We start from the raw sequence: 15,434 nt of genomic DNA, 5'->3' as shown, positions 1-15,434 counted from the left end.
GGTGCGGTGAACGGCCGATGTCCGGCGCTCGACCGGGCGTGTGAGGGCACTCACCCCGAAGACCGGAACACGCCGACCAGCGGGGCCCCTACGATCGCCTGTAGGTGCAGCAGCCGGCACCTGACGGCCACGGCACGGATCAGCGCAGGGCGCAGTGCGGCGCCCCCGCCGCCCGGGCCGATCGCATACACGACCTCTACGAGGACCGATGAACCCTGTCGTACTGATCGCCGAAGAACTCGCCCCCGCCGCCATCGAGGTGCTCGCCCACGACTTCGACGTCCGTCACGTCGACGGCACCGACCGTCCGGCCCTGCTCTCGGCGCTCTCCGAGGCCGACGCCGTCATCGTGCGCAGCGCGACCCAGATCGACGCCGAGGCGGTCGCCGCCGCGCCGCGACTCAAGGTGGTCGCCCGGGCGGGCGTCGGGCTGGACAACGTCGAGGTGCCGGCCGCCACCGCGCGGGGCGTCATGGTCGTCAACGCGCCCACCTCCAACATCGTCTCCGCCGCCGAGCAGGCCGTCGCGCTGCTGCTCGCCGTCGCCCGTAACACCGCGAGCGCCAGTTCCGCGCTCAAGGCGGGGGAGTGGAAGCGGTCGAAGTACACAGGCGTCGAGGTGCAGGGCAAGACGGTGGGCGTGGTCGGGCTCGGCCGTATCGGGGTGCTCTTCGCGTCTCGCATCGCCGCGTTCGGCACCCGGCTGATCGCGTACGACCCGTACATCCAGCCGGCCCGCGCGGCGCAGCTCGGCGTCCGCCTGGTCGGCCTGGAGGAGCTGCTGCGGGAGAGCGACTTCATCTCCATCCACCTGCCGAAGACGCCGGAGACGGTGGGGCTGATCGGTGAGAAGGAGCTGGCGCTCGTCAAGCCCGGCGTTCGAATCATCAACGCCGCCCGTGGTGGGCTGGTCGACGAGCAGGCGCTCGCGGACGCGATCGCCGAGGGTCGGGTCGCCGGCGCCGGTGTCGACGTTTACAGCAAGGAGCCGTGCACCTCGTCGCCGCTGTTCGCCTTCGACAACGTGGTGGCCACCCCGCACCTGGGCGCCTCCACGCACGAGGCGCAGGACAAGGCCGGTCTCGCCGTGGCCAAGAGCGTCAAGCTGGCGTTGCAGGGCGAGTTCGTTCCGGACGCGGTGAACGTGCAGGCCGGCGGTGTGGTCGCCGAGGACGTTCGGCCGCTGCTGCCGCTGGCGGAGAAGCTCGGCCGGGCGTTCACTGCGGTCGCCGGTGGGGTCGCCGCCAGCGTCACTGTCGAGGTCCGCGGTGAGATCGTCAGCCACGACGTTTCGGTGCTCAAGCTCGCCGCCACCAAGGGCCTGTTCAGCTCGGTGGTCGAGGAGCAGGTCACCTACGTCAACGCCCCGCACCTGGCCGCCGAGCGTGGCGTCGAGGTCACCCTGGCCACGCTGGCCGAGACGGCCGAGCAGCCGACCCTGGTCACGGTGCGCGGCGCGCTGCCGGACGGCCGGACGGTCAGCGTCTCCGGCACTGTCACCCACTCGGGCGCTCGGGACGTGCTGAAGCTGACCGAGGTGGACGGCTTCGACGTGGAGATCGGCGCGGAGGGCATCCTGCTCTTCCTGCGCTACGCCGACCGGCCGGGTGTGGTCGGCACTGTCGGTACCCTGCTCGGCGAGTCGGGCATCAACATCGCCGCCATGCAGGTGGCTCGTCGGGAGGCGGGCGGTGAAACGCTGATGACGCTCACCGTCGACCAGGCGCTCGGTGCCGACCTGCTCACGTCGGCCGCCGATTCGATCGGCGCCACGGCGGCCAGCGCCGCCGACCTGCGCGACGAGTAGTAGACGACAAACACCGTGGGGGGCCTGGCGATTCGCCGGGCCCCTCGTCATTTCCCGTCCGTGCCGCCGGTCAGGTCAGCCGGGCAGCCGCGCCGGCGGCGGGTAGACCGAGCCGTCCTGCGGGTCGAAGAGCATCAGCCCGTGCTCGCCGGCCAGCCGCTCGATGTCCAGTAGCACCTGGTCCGCGCAGGTCGGGTGCAGGTTCAGCTCGACGTGGTCGTGGGCCGCGTGCAGTGGCGCCACCGCCCACGGGCTGTTCGGGCCGGGGTGACGGTCCGGATAGGAGGCGGTGATCGCCCGGTAGAAGCTGACCACCCGCGGATCGGGGTAGCGGTCCACGTGCCGCCCCTGCCGGCAACCGTTGACCGCTGTCCGCACGTCCTCGGGCGTCGCCCTGTCCTCCAGGGCCCACACGCTCAGATCGAAACTCACGGCGGATAGCGTGCCATCCGTCGTTCATCATGTCGAAACTGCCTCGCCGCCGGTCAACCACCGATCACCGCAGTCTCCGGTAGCGACGGTCCGGTGTGGAGACTCTTGCGTTGAGTTGCGTCGATTCGCTAGCGTACGCACTGCGGTCACTGGCCGAGTTCGAGGCGCCGGCCCGTCTTCGGGTGGCGCGGTCGACGTCCGGCCCGACCGGTCCGCACCCCTCGGTTGTGCGAGCCACGCGCACTCGTCGCTGACCGGCCCCCACTGTCGTTGCCGAGACCGTGGGGGCCGATCGCTACGTCGTTCCGCTCAGCGACGGTGGGCGAAGAGCGCACGATAGTCGGAGTTGCCCCGGAACCACGCCAGGCCGGTGGGGCCGGCGGCGTAGAGCGCTGTGGCGTAGGCGTCGGCGATCGTCAGGTCGGGGCCCACCACAGTGGCGGCGACGAGGTGATCGGCCGGCTCGCCGGTGTGCGGGTCCACCACGTGCCCCTGCCGCCCGGTCACCCCGGAGGTGCCGACCGCGCCGGCGGTCATCTCCAGCACCAGCGGCGCGCGCTCGGGTGCGGTCGGGTGGTGCACCGCGACCCGCCAGGGTCCGCCGTGCGGCGCGCGGCCCCGGACGACGAGGTCAGCGCCGGCGATTACGGCGTAGTCGTGGATGCCGGCGTTGCGCAGTCGCTCGGCGGCCCGTTCCACAGCCCAACCGCCCAGCAGGCCGCCCGGGTCGAAGCCGCCGGGCACCGCCCAGGCGTCGAACCACCCGTCGGTGGCCGCGCGCATCGCGGCGCAGCGGTCCACCAGATCGGCGAGCGGAGGGTACGACTCCGGGCTGATCTCGCCCCGACGCAGCCGGGAGACCAGGCTCTCCGGCCGGTTGGGCCCGTAGGTGAGGTCGATGGCGCGCAGTTCGGCGACGCTGTCCCGCAACGCCTCGCCCACGCCCCGGCGGCCGAGCCACTCGGGGGCGTTGAGCAGCAGGGTGTACTCGGCGGTCGCGGTGCGTACGGTGTGCTGCACCGCGATCCGGCCCTCGGTGGCGGCGGCCGGGTCGATCCGGTGCCGGCGGCTGCCGAGTCGAAGGTCCGGCCGGCGGTTGCGGAACGCGGACGTGTCCGGCCAGCGGGTCCGCGGCTGCTCGTCGATGCGCATCGCATCTGCCCCCTCGCACATGGTGCCGCGTCACCGCGACCCCGTTGGTCAGCAGGCCCCCGCGACCCACTGGGTACTACCGTAGGCAGCGGAGATGACCGCCTCATGAGTCCCAGCTGAGAGGGTGCTGTGCATCCGGGAATCCCAAATCGTGGACGCCGCGTACCGGGAGGCGGGACGGCGACGTACCGTTGCCCGAACAACCGTTGAGCAGAGGAGTGCGGTCGTGGCGCGGATCGCGGTGGTGGCCGGAGATGGCATCGGGCCCGAGGTGGTCGCGCAGGCCCGCAAGGTCCTCGACGCGGTGCTGCCCGACGTGCAGGCCACCGAGTACGACCTCGGCGCCGCCCGCTGGCACCGTACCGGAGAGGTGCTGCCCGACTCGGTGCTGACCGAGCTGGCCGGGCACGACGCGATCCTGCTCGGCGCGGTCGGTGACCCGACGGTCCCGCCGGGTGTGCTGGAGCGTGGGCTGCTGCTCAAGCTCCGTTTCGCCTTCGACCAGTACGTCAACCTGCGCCCGTCCCGGCTCTGGCCCGGGGTCGCCGGCCCGCTGGGCAACGTGAAGCCGGGCGAGGTCGACCTCGTGGTGGTGCGCGAGGGCACCGAGGGGCTCTACGCCGGCGCCGGTGGTTCCCTGCACCGGGACACCCCGGCCGAGGTCGCCACCGAGGAGAGCCTGAACACCCGGCACGGCGTGGAGCGCGTGATCCGCGACGCGTTCGCCCGCGCCGGCCGCCGGGAACGGCGCAAGGTCACCCTGGTGCACAAGACCAACGTGCTCACCCACGCCGGGTCGCTCTGGGCGCGTACGTTCGACGCGGTCGCCGCCGAGCACCCGGACATCGAGACCGAGTACCAGCACGTCGACGCGGCGGCCATGTTCCTGGTCACCCAGCCGCAGCGCTACGACGTGGTGGTCACCGACAACCTCTTCGGCGACATCCTCACCGACATCGCCGCGGCCGTCACCGGCGGCATCGGGCTGGCCGCCAGCGGTTGCATCAACCCCGAGGGGGCGTACCCCTCGATGTTCGAGCCGGTGCACGGCTCGGCGCCGGACATCGCCGGGCAGGGCATCGCCGACCCGGTCGCCGCGGTGCTCTCCGCCGCGTTGCTGCTGGAGCAGCTCGGGCACAGCGAGTCGGCCGCTCGGGTCAACGCGGCGGTCGCCGCCGAGCTGGCCAGCCGCGTGCCGGGCGTGACGCTGCGTACCGAAGAGGTCGGCGACCGGCTCGCCGCCCACGCCGTAGCCTGATCATCCCGGCCCGCGCGGCGACCGGTCTGCCGCAGGCAGCCGACCGGCGTTACCCGCTGAACGAGCGTTCGGGGTAAGTTTCTGGCACAGCCATGTCGGTGTGCGGTCCCGCATGCCGTTGTCCCGCAGGGAGGTCAGCGCGATGAGCGGTGGTGACAAGCTCGACTTCGAGATCCGTCCGAATCTCGCGCCGGTATCCGTCGCCGATCGGGCCGCACTGTTGACCAACCCCGGGTTCGGCCGGGTCTTCACCGACCACATGGTCACCGTCCGCTACGCCGACGGCAAGGGCTGGTACGACGCCCGGGTGGAGGCCCGAGCCCCGATCCCGATGGACCCGGCCAGCGCGGTGCTGCACTACGCGCAGGAGATCTTCGAAGGGCTCAAGGCGTACCGCACCGCCGACGGTGGCGTGACGATGTTCCGGCCGGACGCCAACGCGGCCCGCTTCGCCACCTCCGCGCAGCGGATGGCGATGCCGGTGCTGCCGCCGGACGTGTTCGTCGACTCGCTGCACAAGCTCATCGAGATCGACCGGGAGTGGATCCCCACCGGCGAGGACGGCAGCCTCTACCTGCGGCCGTTCATGTTCGCCAGCGAGGTCTTCCTCGGCGTCCGGCCGGCCAACGAGTACCTCTACATGGTGATCGCCTCACCGGTCGGGGCGTACTTCACCGGTGGCGTCAAGCCGGTCACCGTCTGGGTCTCCCCGGACTACACCCGGGCCGCGCCCGGCGGCACCGGCGCGGCCAAGTGCGGCGGCAACTACGCCGCGTCGCTCGCCGCCCAGGCGGAGGCCATCGAGGCCGGCTGCGACCAGGTCGTCTTCCTGGACGCGGTGGAGCGCCGCTTCGTCGACGAGTTGGGCGGCATGAACGTCTTCTTCGTCTACGACGACGGCACAGTGGTCACCCCACCGTTGACCGGCACGATCCTGCCGGGCATCACTCGCGACGCCGTCCTCGCGCTGGCCGCCGGGGCCGGACACCAGGTCGAGGAGCGGCCGGTGAGCTTCGCCGACTGGCAGGCCGACGCCGCCAGCGGACGCCTGAAGGAGGTGTTCGCCTGCGGCACCGCCGCGGTGGTCACCCCGATCGGTGGGGTCCGCTTCCCGGACGGCGAGTTCCTGATCGGTGGTGGCGAGCCCGGTCAGGTCACCATGGCCCTGCGTCAGCAGTTGGTCGACATCCAGCGGGGCAAGGCGGCCGACCCGCACGGCTGGGTGCAGCGGGTCTTCTGATCTCCGTCGCCGCGCCGGCCCGTCCACCCGGACGGGCCGGCGCAGTCGGCGCTACGCGTCGCTGGGCTGCGCCTCAGTGGGCTCGTCGAGCAGGTGGTCGCGGAGCGCGGCGAGCTGTTCCTCGGTCACCCCGGCGTGGTTCAGGTACGCCTCGACCGAGCCGTGCCCCGCGCGCAACTCGTCGAGGAAGATCTGCATCGCCTCCGCGGGTGAGCTCAGGAACGGCGCCGGCACGTCCACACCGCCCGGGGTCACGGAAGCCAGCCAGGCGCTGTACCGGGCCGACGCCACACTGCTCAACGCGTAGTCCGCGGTGATGTCCGCGTCGTCGACGCCGAGCACGGCGAGGGTCAACGCGCACACGATGCCGGTGCGGTCCTTGCCGGCGACGCAGTGCACCACCACCGGGGCGTTGGCGGAGTCGGCGATCAGGCCGACCGCCTCGGCCAGCCCGGCGGTGCCGGTCTGGGCCAGGTCGGCGTACCGGTCCGCGAGGTAGCGGGCCAGGCTGGCGCCCTCCTCGTGCGGCGTACCCGCCCAGTCGGCGTGCTCCGGGTGGATGTTCCGGTAGGTCAGTCCCTGGTACTCCGGCACCCGGCCGTCGCGCTCCACCTCGGTGGGGCGGCGCAGGTCGATGACGGTGCGGATCCCGATCGCGGCGAACGCGTCGCGGTCCTGCTCGGTGAGGCGGTGCAGCGAGTCGGAGCGGTAGAGCCGACCTCGGCGTACCGACCGGTCGTCGTGGCCGAGGTGGCCACCGACGTCGCGGAAGTTGAAGGTGGCGGGGAGCGAGAGCTGGGGGTTGTTCTCGGTGACGTCCACGTTCACACGGTAACGGCCGGTGGGACAGCGCCCCACCGGCCGTCGGGTCGAACAGTCAGCGTGCGGTGCCGGGCGGGAGCGCGCCGTACGTCTCGTCGTAGTAGCCGCCGAGCTGATCCCGGTAGCTCGGGTCGCTGTGGCTGGTCTCGTCGTACTCCGGGGCGGCCTTGATCTGGTCCTGGGTCCGGTCGACGGAGACTGTGCGCTGGTCGTGGTCGACCTGGTTGACGGTGCCGGCCGGCAACATCACCTTCTTGCCGAAGATCCAGGGCCCGGTGTCCACGACCAGGTAGCTGCCGCCCACCTCGTGACTGGCGCTGTCGATCTTGCCAATTCCCCCGTCGGTGGCCTCGACCTTGTAGCCGACCAGGTCGACGTCGGCCACGCCGGCCTGGTCCCGGTAGCGCCAGGGGTCGAACGTGCCGGCCGGCGCGCCGCCGGGCACCGCGCCCTGGTCGCCGCCGCGCAGCGGGTCCGGCCCCGCGTGGGTGGCGTGCGGATCGATCCTGTCCATGCCGTTGACTCCTGACTGTCGCCGATCGTCTCGCCGAAGCTGGGTGCGTCCCCGCAGGAGCTACCCGGCCGTCGGGGGCCGGAAACGGCGATCAGGGCGCGGCACGGCGACAGGCCGCTGTACGGCGAGGTGCGGCGTCGGCCCGTTTCGGGCGGCTGTGGTCAGGCCAGGGCGGTCTCGGCGTCCAGGGTGACCGCCGCGGCGTGCACCACGGCGGAGATCCGCAGGGCCTCGTGCAGCTGCTCCCTGGTGAAGCCGCTGCCGCGCAGCTTCTTCTCGTGCAACTCCAGGCACACTTCACAACCGGTGATGGCCGACACGGCGAAACACCAGAGCTCGAAGTCGCCCTTGTCCACCCCCGGCCGCGCGATGATCCGCATCCGCAGTCGGGCCGGCATCGAGGCGTACCGCTCGTCGCCGATCAGGTGCTTGGCCCGGTAGTAGATGTTGTTCATCGCCATGATCGCCGCAGCGCCCTTGGCCGCCTCGACACCGTCCGGCCCGAGGTGCCCGAGCGCCTCGGCTGCGATCTCCCGCAGGACCACCGGGTTGCGAGCGGTCACCGCACAGGCCAGCGCGACGCCCCAGGTCTGCGGCGGGGTCAACGCCGAGGAACCGATTGTGGCGCCCAGGTTGAGCCTGATGTCGTTGGCGTACTCCGGCAGGGCTGCCTTGATCGCGTCCAGGCCCATGGTCAGAATCCGGCGGCGGAGGTCTCGTCGGCGATCCCCGTCGGGCTGATGGAGGTGAAACCCATCGGCCCGACGAAGACCACACACCACGTGCCCTCGTGGGACGTGTGGTTGACCGCCGTGGACGCCTTGTTGGCGCCCAGCGATACGCAGGCGGCGAGGCCGTGCTCAGGTAAGCGGTCACTGACGGTGAGCACAGGTCCTCCTTGCAGACGGCACGGTGGCCATCATCGGATCCGTTCCAGATGCTTCCGCATGGCTGGTTCCCCCGATGAGTGGGCTGGGTGGCTTGTGAAGCCGATCACGAGCGGCGGTTCGGGGCGTACGAACCCTCCGTCACCATCCCGCTATATGGATTGTTCCTCCCACATTCGGGGGAGGGGTGGCAGAGTGGCCATCGTGACCAGCACCGCCCTGATTATTGCGACCTAGCGCGCCGGCTCTCCCCTCTGCCGAGCGCGCAGACCTCCCGCATCCGCGGGAGGTCTTTTTGTTGCTCCGAGAAAGGATCCTGATGACGTTCCAGGTCTTCGACACCACGTTGCGCGACGGCGCTCAGCGCGAGGGGCTCACCTACTCGGTGGTCGACAAGCTGGCTGTGGCCCGGCTGCTCGACGAGTTCGGCGTCGGCTTCATCGAAGGCGGCTGGCCGGGCGCGGTGCCCAAGGACACCGAGTTCTTCCGCCGCGCCCGCACCGAACTGGACCTGCGGCACGCCGTACTCGTCGCGTTCGGCGCCACCCGCAAGGCCGGCGTCGCGGTTGCGAACGACCCCCAGGTACGCGCCCTGCTGGACGCGCAGACCCCGGCCGTGGCCCTGGTCGCCAAGGCCGACACCCGGCACGTCGAGCGCGCGCTGCGCACCACCGGCGCGGAGAACCTCGCGATGATCCACGACACCGTCGACCACCTTGTCCGCGAGGGTCGACGGGTCTTCGTCGACGGCGAACACTTCTTCGACGGCTACCGGCACGACCCCGCGTACGGCGCCGCCGTGGTGCAGACCGCGCTCGCCGCCGGCGCCGAGCGGATGGTGCTCTGCGACACCAACGGCGGCATGCTGCCGTCCCAGGTGAGCGCCGTGATCCACGACCTGACGAACAGGCTGGGGATCGACGCCGGGCTGCTCGGTATGCACGCCCAGAACGACACCTCCTGCGCGGTGGCCAACACCATCGCCGCCGTCGAGGCGGGCGTCCGCCACGTGCAGGGCACCGCCAACGGGTACGGCGAGCGCCCAGGCAACGCCGACATCTTCGCTGTCGTCGCCAACCTTCAACTCAAGCTCGGCATGCCCGTCCTACCGGAGGGCTGCCTGGCACAGATGGTGCGGGTCTCGCACGCCATCGCCGAGATCGCCAACATCGCCCCCGACACCCACCAGGCGTACGCCGGAGCCGCCGCCTTCGCCCACAAGGCGGGGCTGCACGCGAGCGCGATCAAGGTCGACCCGTTGCTCTACAACCACGTGGACCCGTCGGTGGTGGGCAACGACATGCGGATCCTCATCACGGAGATGGCCGGTCGGGCCAGCGTCGAGCTCAAGAGTCGTGAGCTCGGCCTGGACCTGGCCGCCAGCCCGGACGCCCTGAACCGGGTCACCAAGCGGGTCAAGGAGCTGGAGGCGGGCGGCTGGTCGTTCGAGGCGGCCGACGCCTCGTTCGAGCTGCTGGTCCGCTCCGAGATGCCGGAGGGCAGCCCGGCCCGACCGTTCACCCTGGAGTCGTACCGGGTGTTGGTCGAGCACCGTGAGGACGGCGCTGTGGTCTCCGAGGCGACCGTCAAGATCCGGGTTCGCGGTGAGCGGGTGATCGCCACCGCCGAGGGCAACGGCCCCGTCAACGCCCTCGACGAGGCGCTGCGGGTGGGGCTGACGCGGCACTATCCGCAACTGCGCGACTTCGAGTTGGCCGACTACAAGGTGCGGATCCTGGAGGGCAGTCACGGCACCGGCGCGGTCACCCGGGTCCTGCTGGAAACCTCGAACGGCAATGGCCGCGACTGGACCACTGTCGGCGTCCACCCCAACGTGGTCGAGGCCAGCTGGCACGCCCTGGTAGACGCCCTGACCTACGGCCTGGCCCCCACCTCCGTCTAACCCCACCCCACACCCCCGCCCCACCCGCCCTTCCTGGTCGATCATGGAGTTGTGGTGGTGTACGTACCGGGCTTCGGTGCCCAAAACCCCCACCACAAGTCCATGATCGGCGCGGGGGCGGGGTTAGGGGGCGCGGGCGCGGGGGCGGGGTTAGGGGGTTTGGGGGAGGGTGAGGGTGGCTTGGACGGGACGGTGGTCGCTGCCGGGCAGGGTGAACACCTGGACTGAGCGGACTGCTATCCGGTGGTCGACCAGGACGTGGTCGATGGTGACGGGTGGGATGAGGTCGCCGTCGTAGGGACCCCAGGTGCCGGTCAGGCCCGCCCCGGTGGCATCGGCGGCGTCGACGTAACCGCTGCGCAGCAGTGCCCGCAGTGGACCGTGGTCGAGGGTCGCGTTGAAGTCTCCGGCGAGGATCCGCAGGCCACCGTCGGGAGTGGCCGGTGGTTGGGCGGTCAGGTCGGCACGCCAGGCACCCACCTGGTCCAGCGCGTACGGCGCCGAGGGGTGGGCCGACTCGACGCGGACCGGGGGCCCGCCGGGGACGGACACCGTCGCGTACGCCTGGCTGAAGCCCCAGCCCTCGAGGTTGCGTCGGACGCCGCCGTCGGTGATGGGCCACCGCGAGTAGAGCCCGGAGCCGGGAGTGCCGATCTCGGGGTTGAGCTGCCGGTGCGGCAGCAGCGCGGCGAGGCCGAATTGATCCAGTGCGGCCTGCGCGTCCGGCGTGAACTCCTGCACGGTGAGCACGTCCACCTGGTGTCGCCGGACCAGCTCCACCAGTGTCCGCGCGTCGCCGCCGCCGGCGAGCAGATTGGCGGTGAGCAGCCGCATGGTCGGCCCGGCCGCTGCCGGCTGCGGGTTGGCCAGCGCCCGAGGTGCGACGGTGCCGAGCAACGCCACCGCCGCCAGGGCCGCGACCGCCGCCGGCCACCAGCGCCGCAGGGCGAGCGCGAGGGCCAGGACGAGCACGCTGACTCCCGCGACGTACGGCGTGAACGCGAGCGCCTGCACCAACGGCCCCCGGTCCAGGCCGAGCAGTCGGGCGGCCGCCCAGAGGGTGGTGGGTACGACGGCAAGCCAGCAGAGCGCAGTGCCGAGCCGGGCGTTCCGGTGCGCGGGTGGTGCGTCGACGATCACGAAGATGATCGTAGTCGGGCTCGACGAAACCATTTCATGAATGGTGATGCGCTCACATTTCATAATTGTCTGACGGGTGGTTGACACCCCGGAAAAGCGAGATCAACTATTGACTGGCAGCTTTTTCCGGTGCTACGTTCCATCTGGCTTAAACGACGCAACTCTGAGTAGTAACAGCAGCTCAGAGGGGATGCGGATTGCTGAGAAGTCAATCTCGCCGGGTGTGAGCAAGGCAGCTTTCCCCGCCCAACTGTCGTCGTACGCCTATTTGTTGGCAGTCATCCGTCCCGCCCCGCGGGTCGGCCGAATTCGCACGCTCACACAAGGGGGACCTGTCATGAGCACATCCTTCCGACGTAAGGTGGCGGCGGTCACGTTCGCTGTCCTGGGGCTCAGTCTCGCCGGCGGGGGCATCGCTATCGCCCAGCCGTCGGCGAAGGCGCCGCAGGAAACGGTCCAGCCGGCACGCGGCACAAACTCCCAGCCGCCGGTCAGCGCCGAGTCGGCGCGTATCGCGAAAGCCGCGCTGAAGGCGAGCGCCGCCACCCCACTGGTGGCCACCAACGTCTTCACCGTCGTCAACTCCAACGGCACCAAGGCGCGCGGCACCGGCACCGTGGTCAAGTTGGGCGTCGGGGAGTACGAGGTGATCTTCGGTTACACCGTCTCGGCCGGTGCCTTCCTGGCCACCCTGTCCCTCTCCGGCTCCTGCTGCATTCCGCCGGGCGGCGAGGTCTCGGTCGCCCCGCGGTTGCTGACGCCCAACGCGGTCTTCGTGCAGACCCGAAACTCGGCCGGGACACCGGCCAACCTGGGCTTCACCCTGCTCACCCACACACCCTGACCAAACCGACACCCGGCCCCCGTCGCATCCGGCGCGGGGGCCGGACCTTGTCCGCTCCAGCGTGCCGGCCCGCTGGCCGCTCCCTCGGCCGGCCCGGCCGGACAACCCGATCCGCTCGGCTTTCGCCCAAGTCGGGGTGTCCTGAGGATGCGGACGCCCCGACTGCCCTGAAACCGAGCGGATCGGCGCGCTCGCCGCCGCCGCCAGATCGGCGGTCGGCGAGGGCCGTCCTCGACCGGTTCGTCCCCGGTCGGGCACCCTGCGGTCGGTCACCTGCCGGTTGGGCGCCCCTCGGCAGGCTCGCGACGGTCGTCACCCTTACGCGCGGCTCATCCCCATTCCGGCCACTGCGGGGCGGTCCGGCCCGCACAATCCCACGTTTGCCGGGCCTGTGCCCGGGAAGCAAGCACCGTGACGGACATCTCGGACACCCTGGCCAGCATGCCCAGCCCGGTCGATCCGGAGCCGACCGGCATCGAGCTGGAACAGACCCTCTTCGAGGTCAAACGCGTGATCGTCGGGCAGGATCGCCTCGTCGAACGCCTGCTCACCGCCCTGGTCGCCAACGGACACTGCCTCCTGGAGGGGGTACCCGGCGTGGCCAAGACACTGGCCGCGCAGACCCTCGCGACGGTGGTCGGCGGCACCTTCTCCCGGATCCAGTTCACCCCGGACCTGGTGCCCTCCGACATCGTCGGCACCCGGATCTACCGGGCGTCGAAGGAGACCTTCGACATCGAGCTGGGCCCGATCATGGCCAACCTGGTGCTGGCCGACGAGATCAACCGGGCCCCGGCCAAGGTCCAGTCGGCGCTGCTGGAGGCGATGGCCGAACGGCAGGTCTCCATCGGCGGGCGCAGCTGGCCGGTGCCGGAGCCGTTCCTGGTGCTGGCCACCCAGAACCCGATCGAGTCCGAGGGGGTCTACCAGCTCCCGGAGGCGCAGCGTGACCGGTTCCTGATGAAGGTGGTTGTCGACTACCCCAGCGACGCCGACGAGCTGGCCATCCTCTACCGGATGAGCACCGACCGGCCGACCCCGCGTCAGGTGCTCGACGCCCAACGGCTGCGGGACCTCCAGATCCACGCCGAGCGGGTCTTCGTCCACCACGCGTTGGCCGAGTACGTGGTGCGGCTGATCCTCGCCACCCGCGACCCGGGTCGGTTCGGGCTACCGGAGATCGCCCCGCTGTTGGCGTACGGGGCCAGTCCCCGAGCAACACTGGGCCTGGTCGCGGCGGCCCGGGCGCAGGCTCTGCTGCGAGGGCGGGAGTACGTGCTGCCCGAGGACGTCCGCGAGCTGGCAGTCGACGTCCTCGCCCACCGGCTGGTGCTCTCCTTCGACGCGGTGGCCGACGGGGTGACGGCCGAGAGCGTGGTGCGACGGCTTGTGGAGGCGGTGCCGCCGCCCCGGCTGGCCACCGGACACCCGCTGCAGACACCGGATCTGGCGGCGGCATGAGGCGCGCCACTGTCGCGCCAGCCGACCCCGGCCTGGCCGAGCTGGCCCCGGACCAGCGCCTGCGTCGCCTGGAGCTGACCGTCACCCGCCGGCTGAACGGCCTGTTGCACGGCCAGTACCGTGGTCTGCTGCCCGGTCCCGGCAGTGAACCCTCCGGCAGTCGCGAATACCGGCCGGGCGAGGACGAGGTGCGCCGGATGGACTGGGCGGTGACCGCCCGGACCGCCGTGCCGCACGTCCGGCAGGTCGACGCCGACCGGGAGCTGACCACCTGGCTGCTCGTCGACGGCAGCGCCAGCATGGAGTTCGGCACCGCCGAACTGGACAAACGGGAACTGGCGGTAGCTGCCGTCGCGGCGGTCGGTTTCCTGACCGCGGGCGTCGGCAACCGCCTCGGCGCACAGGTGCTCCGCGCCGACGGGGTACGCCGCTTCCCGGCCCGCAGCGGGCGTACCCATCTGCTCTCCCTGCTCCGCGCGCTGCTCGCCGCCCCCCGGGCCACCGCGCCCACCGACCGGCCGGGGCGTGGGCCGGCGACCCGACCGCCCGACCTGGCGGACGGCCTCGACGCGCTGCACCGGATCGCCAACCGGCGTGGGCTGGTCGTGGTGGTCTCCGACTTCCTCGACGGACTGCCCGACGACCCCGCCCAGACAGCGCCCTGGGAGCGGACCATGCGCCGGCTGGCCGTCCGGCACCAGGTGCTGGCGATCGAGGTGACCGACCCGCGTGAGCTCGAACTACCGGACGTCGGCCTGATCACGCTCGTCGACCCGGAGACCGGTCGGCACCGTGAGGTGTGCACATCGGACCGTGGGCTGCGCGAGCGGTACGCCGAGGCCGCCGCCGCCCAGCGCGAACAGGTCCACCAGGCGCTGCGCCGCAGCGGGGCCACCCATCTGCCGCTGCGCACCGACGGCGACTGGAGCGCCGACATCGTCCGGCACGTGCACGCCCAGCGTCGGCTGGCCGCCGCGCCGGCCGGCCGGCCCCGGGGAGGTGCCGCGTGATCTGGCAGTCGCCGCTGCGCCTCTGGCTGCTGCTCGGCGTGCTCGCCCTGGTCGTCGCCTACCTGGTGCTGCAGCGGCGACGCAGCCGGTACGCGGTCCGCTTCACCAACCTGCGGCTGCTGGACCGGGTGGCGCCGCAGCGGCCCGCCTGGCGTCGGCACGTACCGGCCGGACTCTTCCTGGCCATGCTGGCGCTGCTCGTGGTCGGCTTCGCCCGACCCAGCGCCGAGGTCCGGGTGCCCCGGGAACGGGCCACGGTGATGGTGGCGGTGGACGTCTCCACGTCGATGCTCGCCACCGACGTCGAACCGGACCGGCTGGCTGCGGCGAAGGAGGCCGCCCGGCGCTTCGTCGATGGCCTGCCCGACGAGTTCAACGTCGGTCTCGTCGCGTTCGCCGGCAGTGCCGCCGTACTGGTGCCCCCGAGCACCGACCGGGACGCCCTCGACGAGGGGATCGACCGGCTCGCCGAGGGCATCACCGGCGTCCAGGGCACCGCGATCGGCGAGGCCATCAACACCTCGCTCGGTGCGGTCAAGAGCCTGGACAGCGAGGCCGCGAAGGAGACCCCACCGGCCCGGGTCATCCTGCTCTCCGACGGCGCCAACACCTCCGGAATGGACCCCATGGAGGCGGCGGCGGAAGCGGTGAAGGCAGAGGTGCCGGTGCACTCGATCTCGTTCGGAACCCCGTCCGGGTTCGTCGACAGAGGTGGACGGCCCATCCAGGTGCCGGTGGACGGACAGACCCTCAAGGCGGTCGCCGAGGAGACCGGCGGCATGTTCCACGAGGCCAGCACCACCGACGAACTGCGGGCCGTCTACGACGACATCGGCAGTTCGGTCGGCTACCGCACGGAGCGGCAGGACATCTCGGCCCGCTTCATCGGCCTCGGACTGGTGTTCGCGATGGGCGCCGCCGCCGGCTCGATGCGCTGGTTCTCGCGGCTGCCCTGACCTGCACG

15 protein-coding genes are annotated in these 15,434 nt (G+C 71.5%); 8 read left to right on the top strand and 7 right to left on the bottom strand.

Annotated elements, in window-relative coordinates:
- Positions 1-208: 208 nt before the first annotated feature.
- Complete coding sequence (gene serA / locus ABZU43_RS05300) at positions 209-1,807, top strand: phosphoglycerate dehydrogenase (protein ID WP_355005305.1); 1,599 nt, start codon at positions 209-211, stop codon at positions 1,805-1,807.
- 75 nt (positions 1,808-1,882) lie between these two features.
- Here the strand turns inward: serA and ABZU43_RS05295 are convergent, their stop codons facing one another.
- Together ABZU43_RS05295 and ABZU43_RS05290 are read right to left on the bottom strand one after the other, a co-directional pair.
- Positions 1,883-2,239 (bottom strand): hypothetical protein, encoded by a 357-nt coding sequence (locus ABZU43_RS05295; RefSeq protein ID WP_355005304.1) that lies wholly within the window; start codon positions 2,237-2,239, stop codon positions 1,883-1,885.
- A 309-nt stretch (positions 2,240-2,548) separates the two neighbouring features.
- Positions 2,549-3,391: an FAD:protein FMN transferase gene (locus ABZU43_RS05290; protein WP_355005303.1), complete on the bottom strand. Its 843-nt coding sequence runs from the start codon at positions 3,389-3,391 to the stop codon at positions 2,549-2,551.
- Positions 3,392-3,617: 226 nt separating this feature from the next.
- Between ABZU43_RS05290 and ABZU43_RS05285 the strand changes: the two genes are divergently transcribed.
- Together ABZU43_RS05285 and ABZU43_RS05280 are read left to right on the top strand one after the other, a co-directional pair.
- Positions 3,618-4,649: a 3-isopropylmalate dehydrogenase gene (locus ABZU43_RS05285; RefSeq protein WP_112582053.1), complete on the top strand. Its 1,032-nt coding sequence runs from the start codon at positions 3,618-3,620 to the stop codon at positions 4,647-4,649.
- Positions 4,650-4,791: 142 nt separating this feature from the next.
- On the top strand, positions 4,792-5,889 hold the full coding sequence (locus ABZU43_RS05280) for a branched-chain amino acid aminotransferase (protein WP_355005302.1): 1,098 nt from the start codon (positions 4,792-4,794) through the stop codon (positions 5,887-5,889).
- A gap of 51 nt (positions 5,890-5,940) precedes the next feature.
- Here ABZU43_RS05280 and ABZU43_RS05275 read toward each other — a convergent pair whose 3' ends face one another.
- The 4 genes from ABZU43_RS05275 to ABZU43_RS05260 form a co-directional block, all read right to left on the bottom strand.
- Positions 5,941-6,711, bottom strand: coding sequence for a tyrosine-protein phosphatase (locus ABZU43_RS05275; protein ID WP_355005301.1), 771 nt, complete (start codon positions 6,709-6,711; stop codon positions 5,941-5,943).
- Positions 6,712-6,766: 55 nt separating this feature from the next.
- On the bottom strand, positions 6,767-7,225 hold the full coding sequence (locus ABZU43_RS05270) for a PRC-barrel domain containing protein (protein ID WP_355005300.1): 459 nt from the start codon (positions 7,223-7,225) through the stop codon (positions 6,767-6,769).
- A 161-nt stretch (positions 7,226-7,386) separates the two neighbouring features.
- The gene (locus tag ABZU43_RS05265; RefSeq protein WP_355005299.1) at positions 7,387-7,917 is read right to left on the bottom strand and encodes a carboxymuconolactone decarboxylase family protein; all 531 of its coding nucleotides are present in this window, start codon (positions 7,915-7,917) and stop codon (positions 7,387-7,389) included.
- Between the two features lie 2 nt (positions 7,918-7,919).
- Entirely contained in the window at positions 7,920-8,114 is a 195-nt protein-coding gene (locus tag ABZU43_RS05260; RefSeq protein ID WP_355005298.1) for a hypothetical protein, read from the bottom strand.
- A 317-nt stretch (positions 8,115-8,431) separates the two neighbouring features.
- Between ABZU43_RS05260 and cimA the strand changes: the two genes are divergently transcribed.
- Complete coding sequence (cimA, locus tag ABZU43_RS05255) at positions 8,432-10,015, top strand: citramalate synthase (RefSeq protein WP_355005297.1); 1,584 nt, start codon at positions 8,432-8,434, stop codon at positions 10,013-10,015.
- 150 nt (positions 10,016-10,165) lie between these two features.
- Here cimA and ABZU43_RS05250 read toward each other — a convergent pair whose 3' ends face one another.
- A complete protein-coding gene (locus ABZU43_RS05250; protein WP_355005664.1) occupies positions 10,166-11,152 on the bottom strand; it encodes an endonuclease/exonuclease/phosphatase family protein in 987 nt (328 codons plus the stop codon).
- Between the two features lie 340 nt (positions 11,153-11,492).
- Here ABZU43_RS05250 and ABZU43_RS05245 point away from each other — a divergent pair, with 340 nt between their 5' ends.
- From ABZU43_RS05245 to ABZU43_RS05230, 4 genes are all read left to right on the top strand, one after another.
- Entirely contained in the window at positions 11,493-11,999 is a 507-nt protein-coding gene (locus ABZU43_RS05245) for a hypothetical protein (RefSeq protein ID WP_355005296.1), read from the top strand.
- Positions 12,000-12,410: 411 nt separating this feature from the next.
- Positions 12,411-13,460, top strand: coding sequence for a MoxR family ATPase (locus ABZU43_RS05240; protein WP_355005295.1), 1,050 nt, complete (start codon positions 12,411-12,413; stop codon positions 13,458-13,460).
- Complete coding sequence (locus ABZU43_RS05235; RefSeq protein WP_355005294.1) at positions 13,457-14,470, top strand: DUF58 domain-containing protein; 1,014 nt, start codon at positions 13,457-13,459, stop codon at positions 14,468-14,470. The genes ABZU43_RS05240 and ABZU43_RS05235 overlap by 4 nt, the downstream gene beginning before the upstream one ends.
- Positions 14,467-15,426 carry a VWA domain-containing protein gene (locus ABZU43_RS05230; protein ID WP_355005293.1) on the top strand — a complete coding sequence of 320 codons (960 nt, stop codon included), beginning with the start codon at positions 14,467-14,469 and terminating at the stop codon, positions 15,424-15,426. The genes ABZU43_RS05235 and ABZU43_RS05230 overlap by 4 nt, the downstream gene beginning before the upstream one ends.
- Positions 15,427-15,434 lie beyond the last annotated feature (8 nt).

Source organism: Micromonospora sp. NPDC005205 (assembly GCF_040608275.1).
GTDB lineage: Bacteria > Actinomycetota > Actinomycetes > Mycobacteriales > Micromonosporaceae > Micromonospora.
This window is presented reverse-complemented; position numbering and strand designations above follow the sequence as displayed.

Bases quoted from the DNA above. Each gene is read 5' to 3' on its own strand.
- serA (WP_355005305.1), top strand. From the start codon at position 209: ATGAACCCTGTCGTACTGATCGCCGAAGAACTCGCCCCCGCCGCCATC.
- ABZU43_RS05290 (WP_355005303.1), bottom strand. From the start codon at position 3,391: ATGCGCATCGACGAGCAGCCGCGGACCCGCTGGCCGGACACGTCCGCG.
- ABZU43_RS05280 (WP_355005302.1), top strand. From the start codon at position 4,792: ATGAGCGGTGGTGACAAGCTCGACTTCGAGATCCGTCCGAATCTCGCG.
- ABZU43_RS05270 (WP_355005300.1), bottom strand. From the start codon at position 7,225: ATGGACAGGATCGATCCGCACGCCACCCACGCGGGGCCGGACCCGCTG.
- ABZU43_RS05265 (WP_355005299.1), bottom strand. From the start codon at position 7,917: ATGGGCCTGGACGCGATCAAGGCAGCCCTGCCGGAGTACGCCAACGAC.
- cimA (WP_355005297.1), top strand. From the start codon at position 8,432: ATGACGTTCCAGGTCTTCGACACCACGTTGCGCGACGGCGCTCAGCGC.
- ABZU43_RS05245 (WP_355005296.1), top strand. From the start codon at position 11,493: ATGAGCACATCCTTCCGACGTAAGGTGGCGGCGGTCACGTTCGCTGTC.
- ABZU43_RS05235 (WP_355005294.1), top strand. From the start codon at position 13,457: ATGAGGCGCGCCACTGTCGCGCCAGCCGACCCCGGCCTGGCCGAGCTG.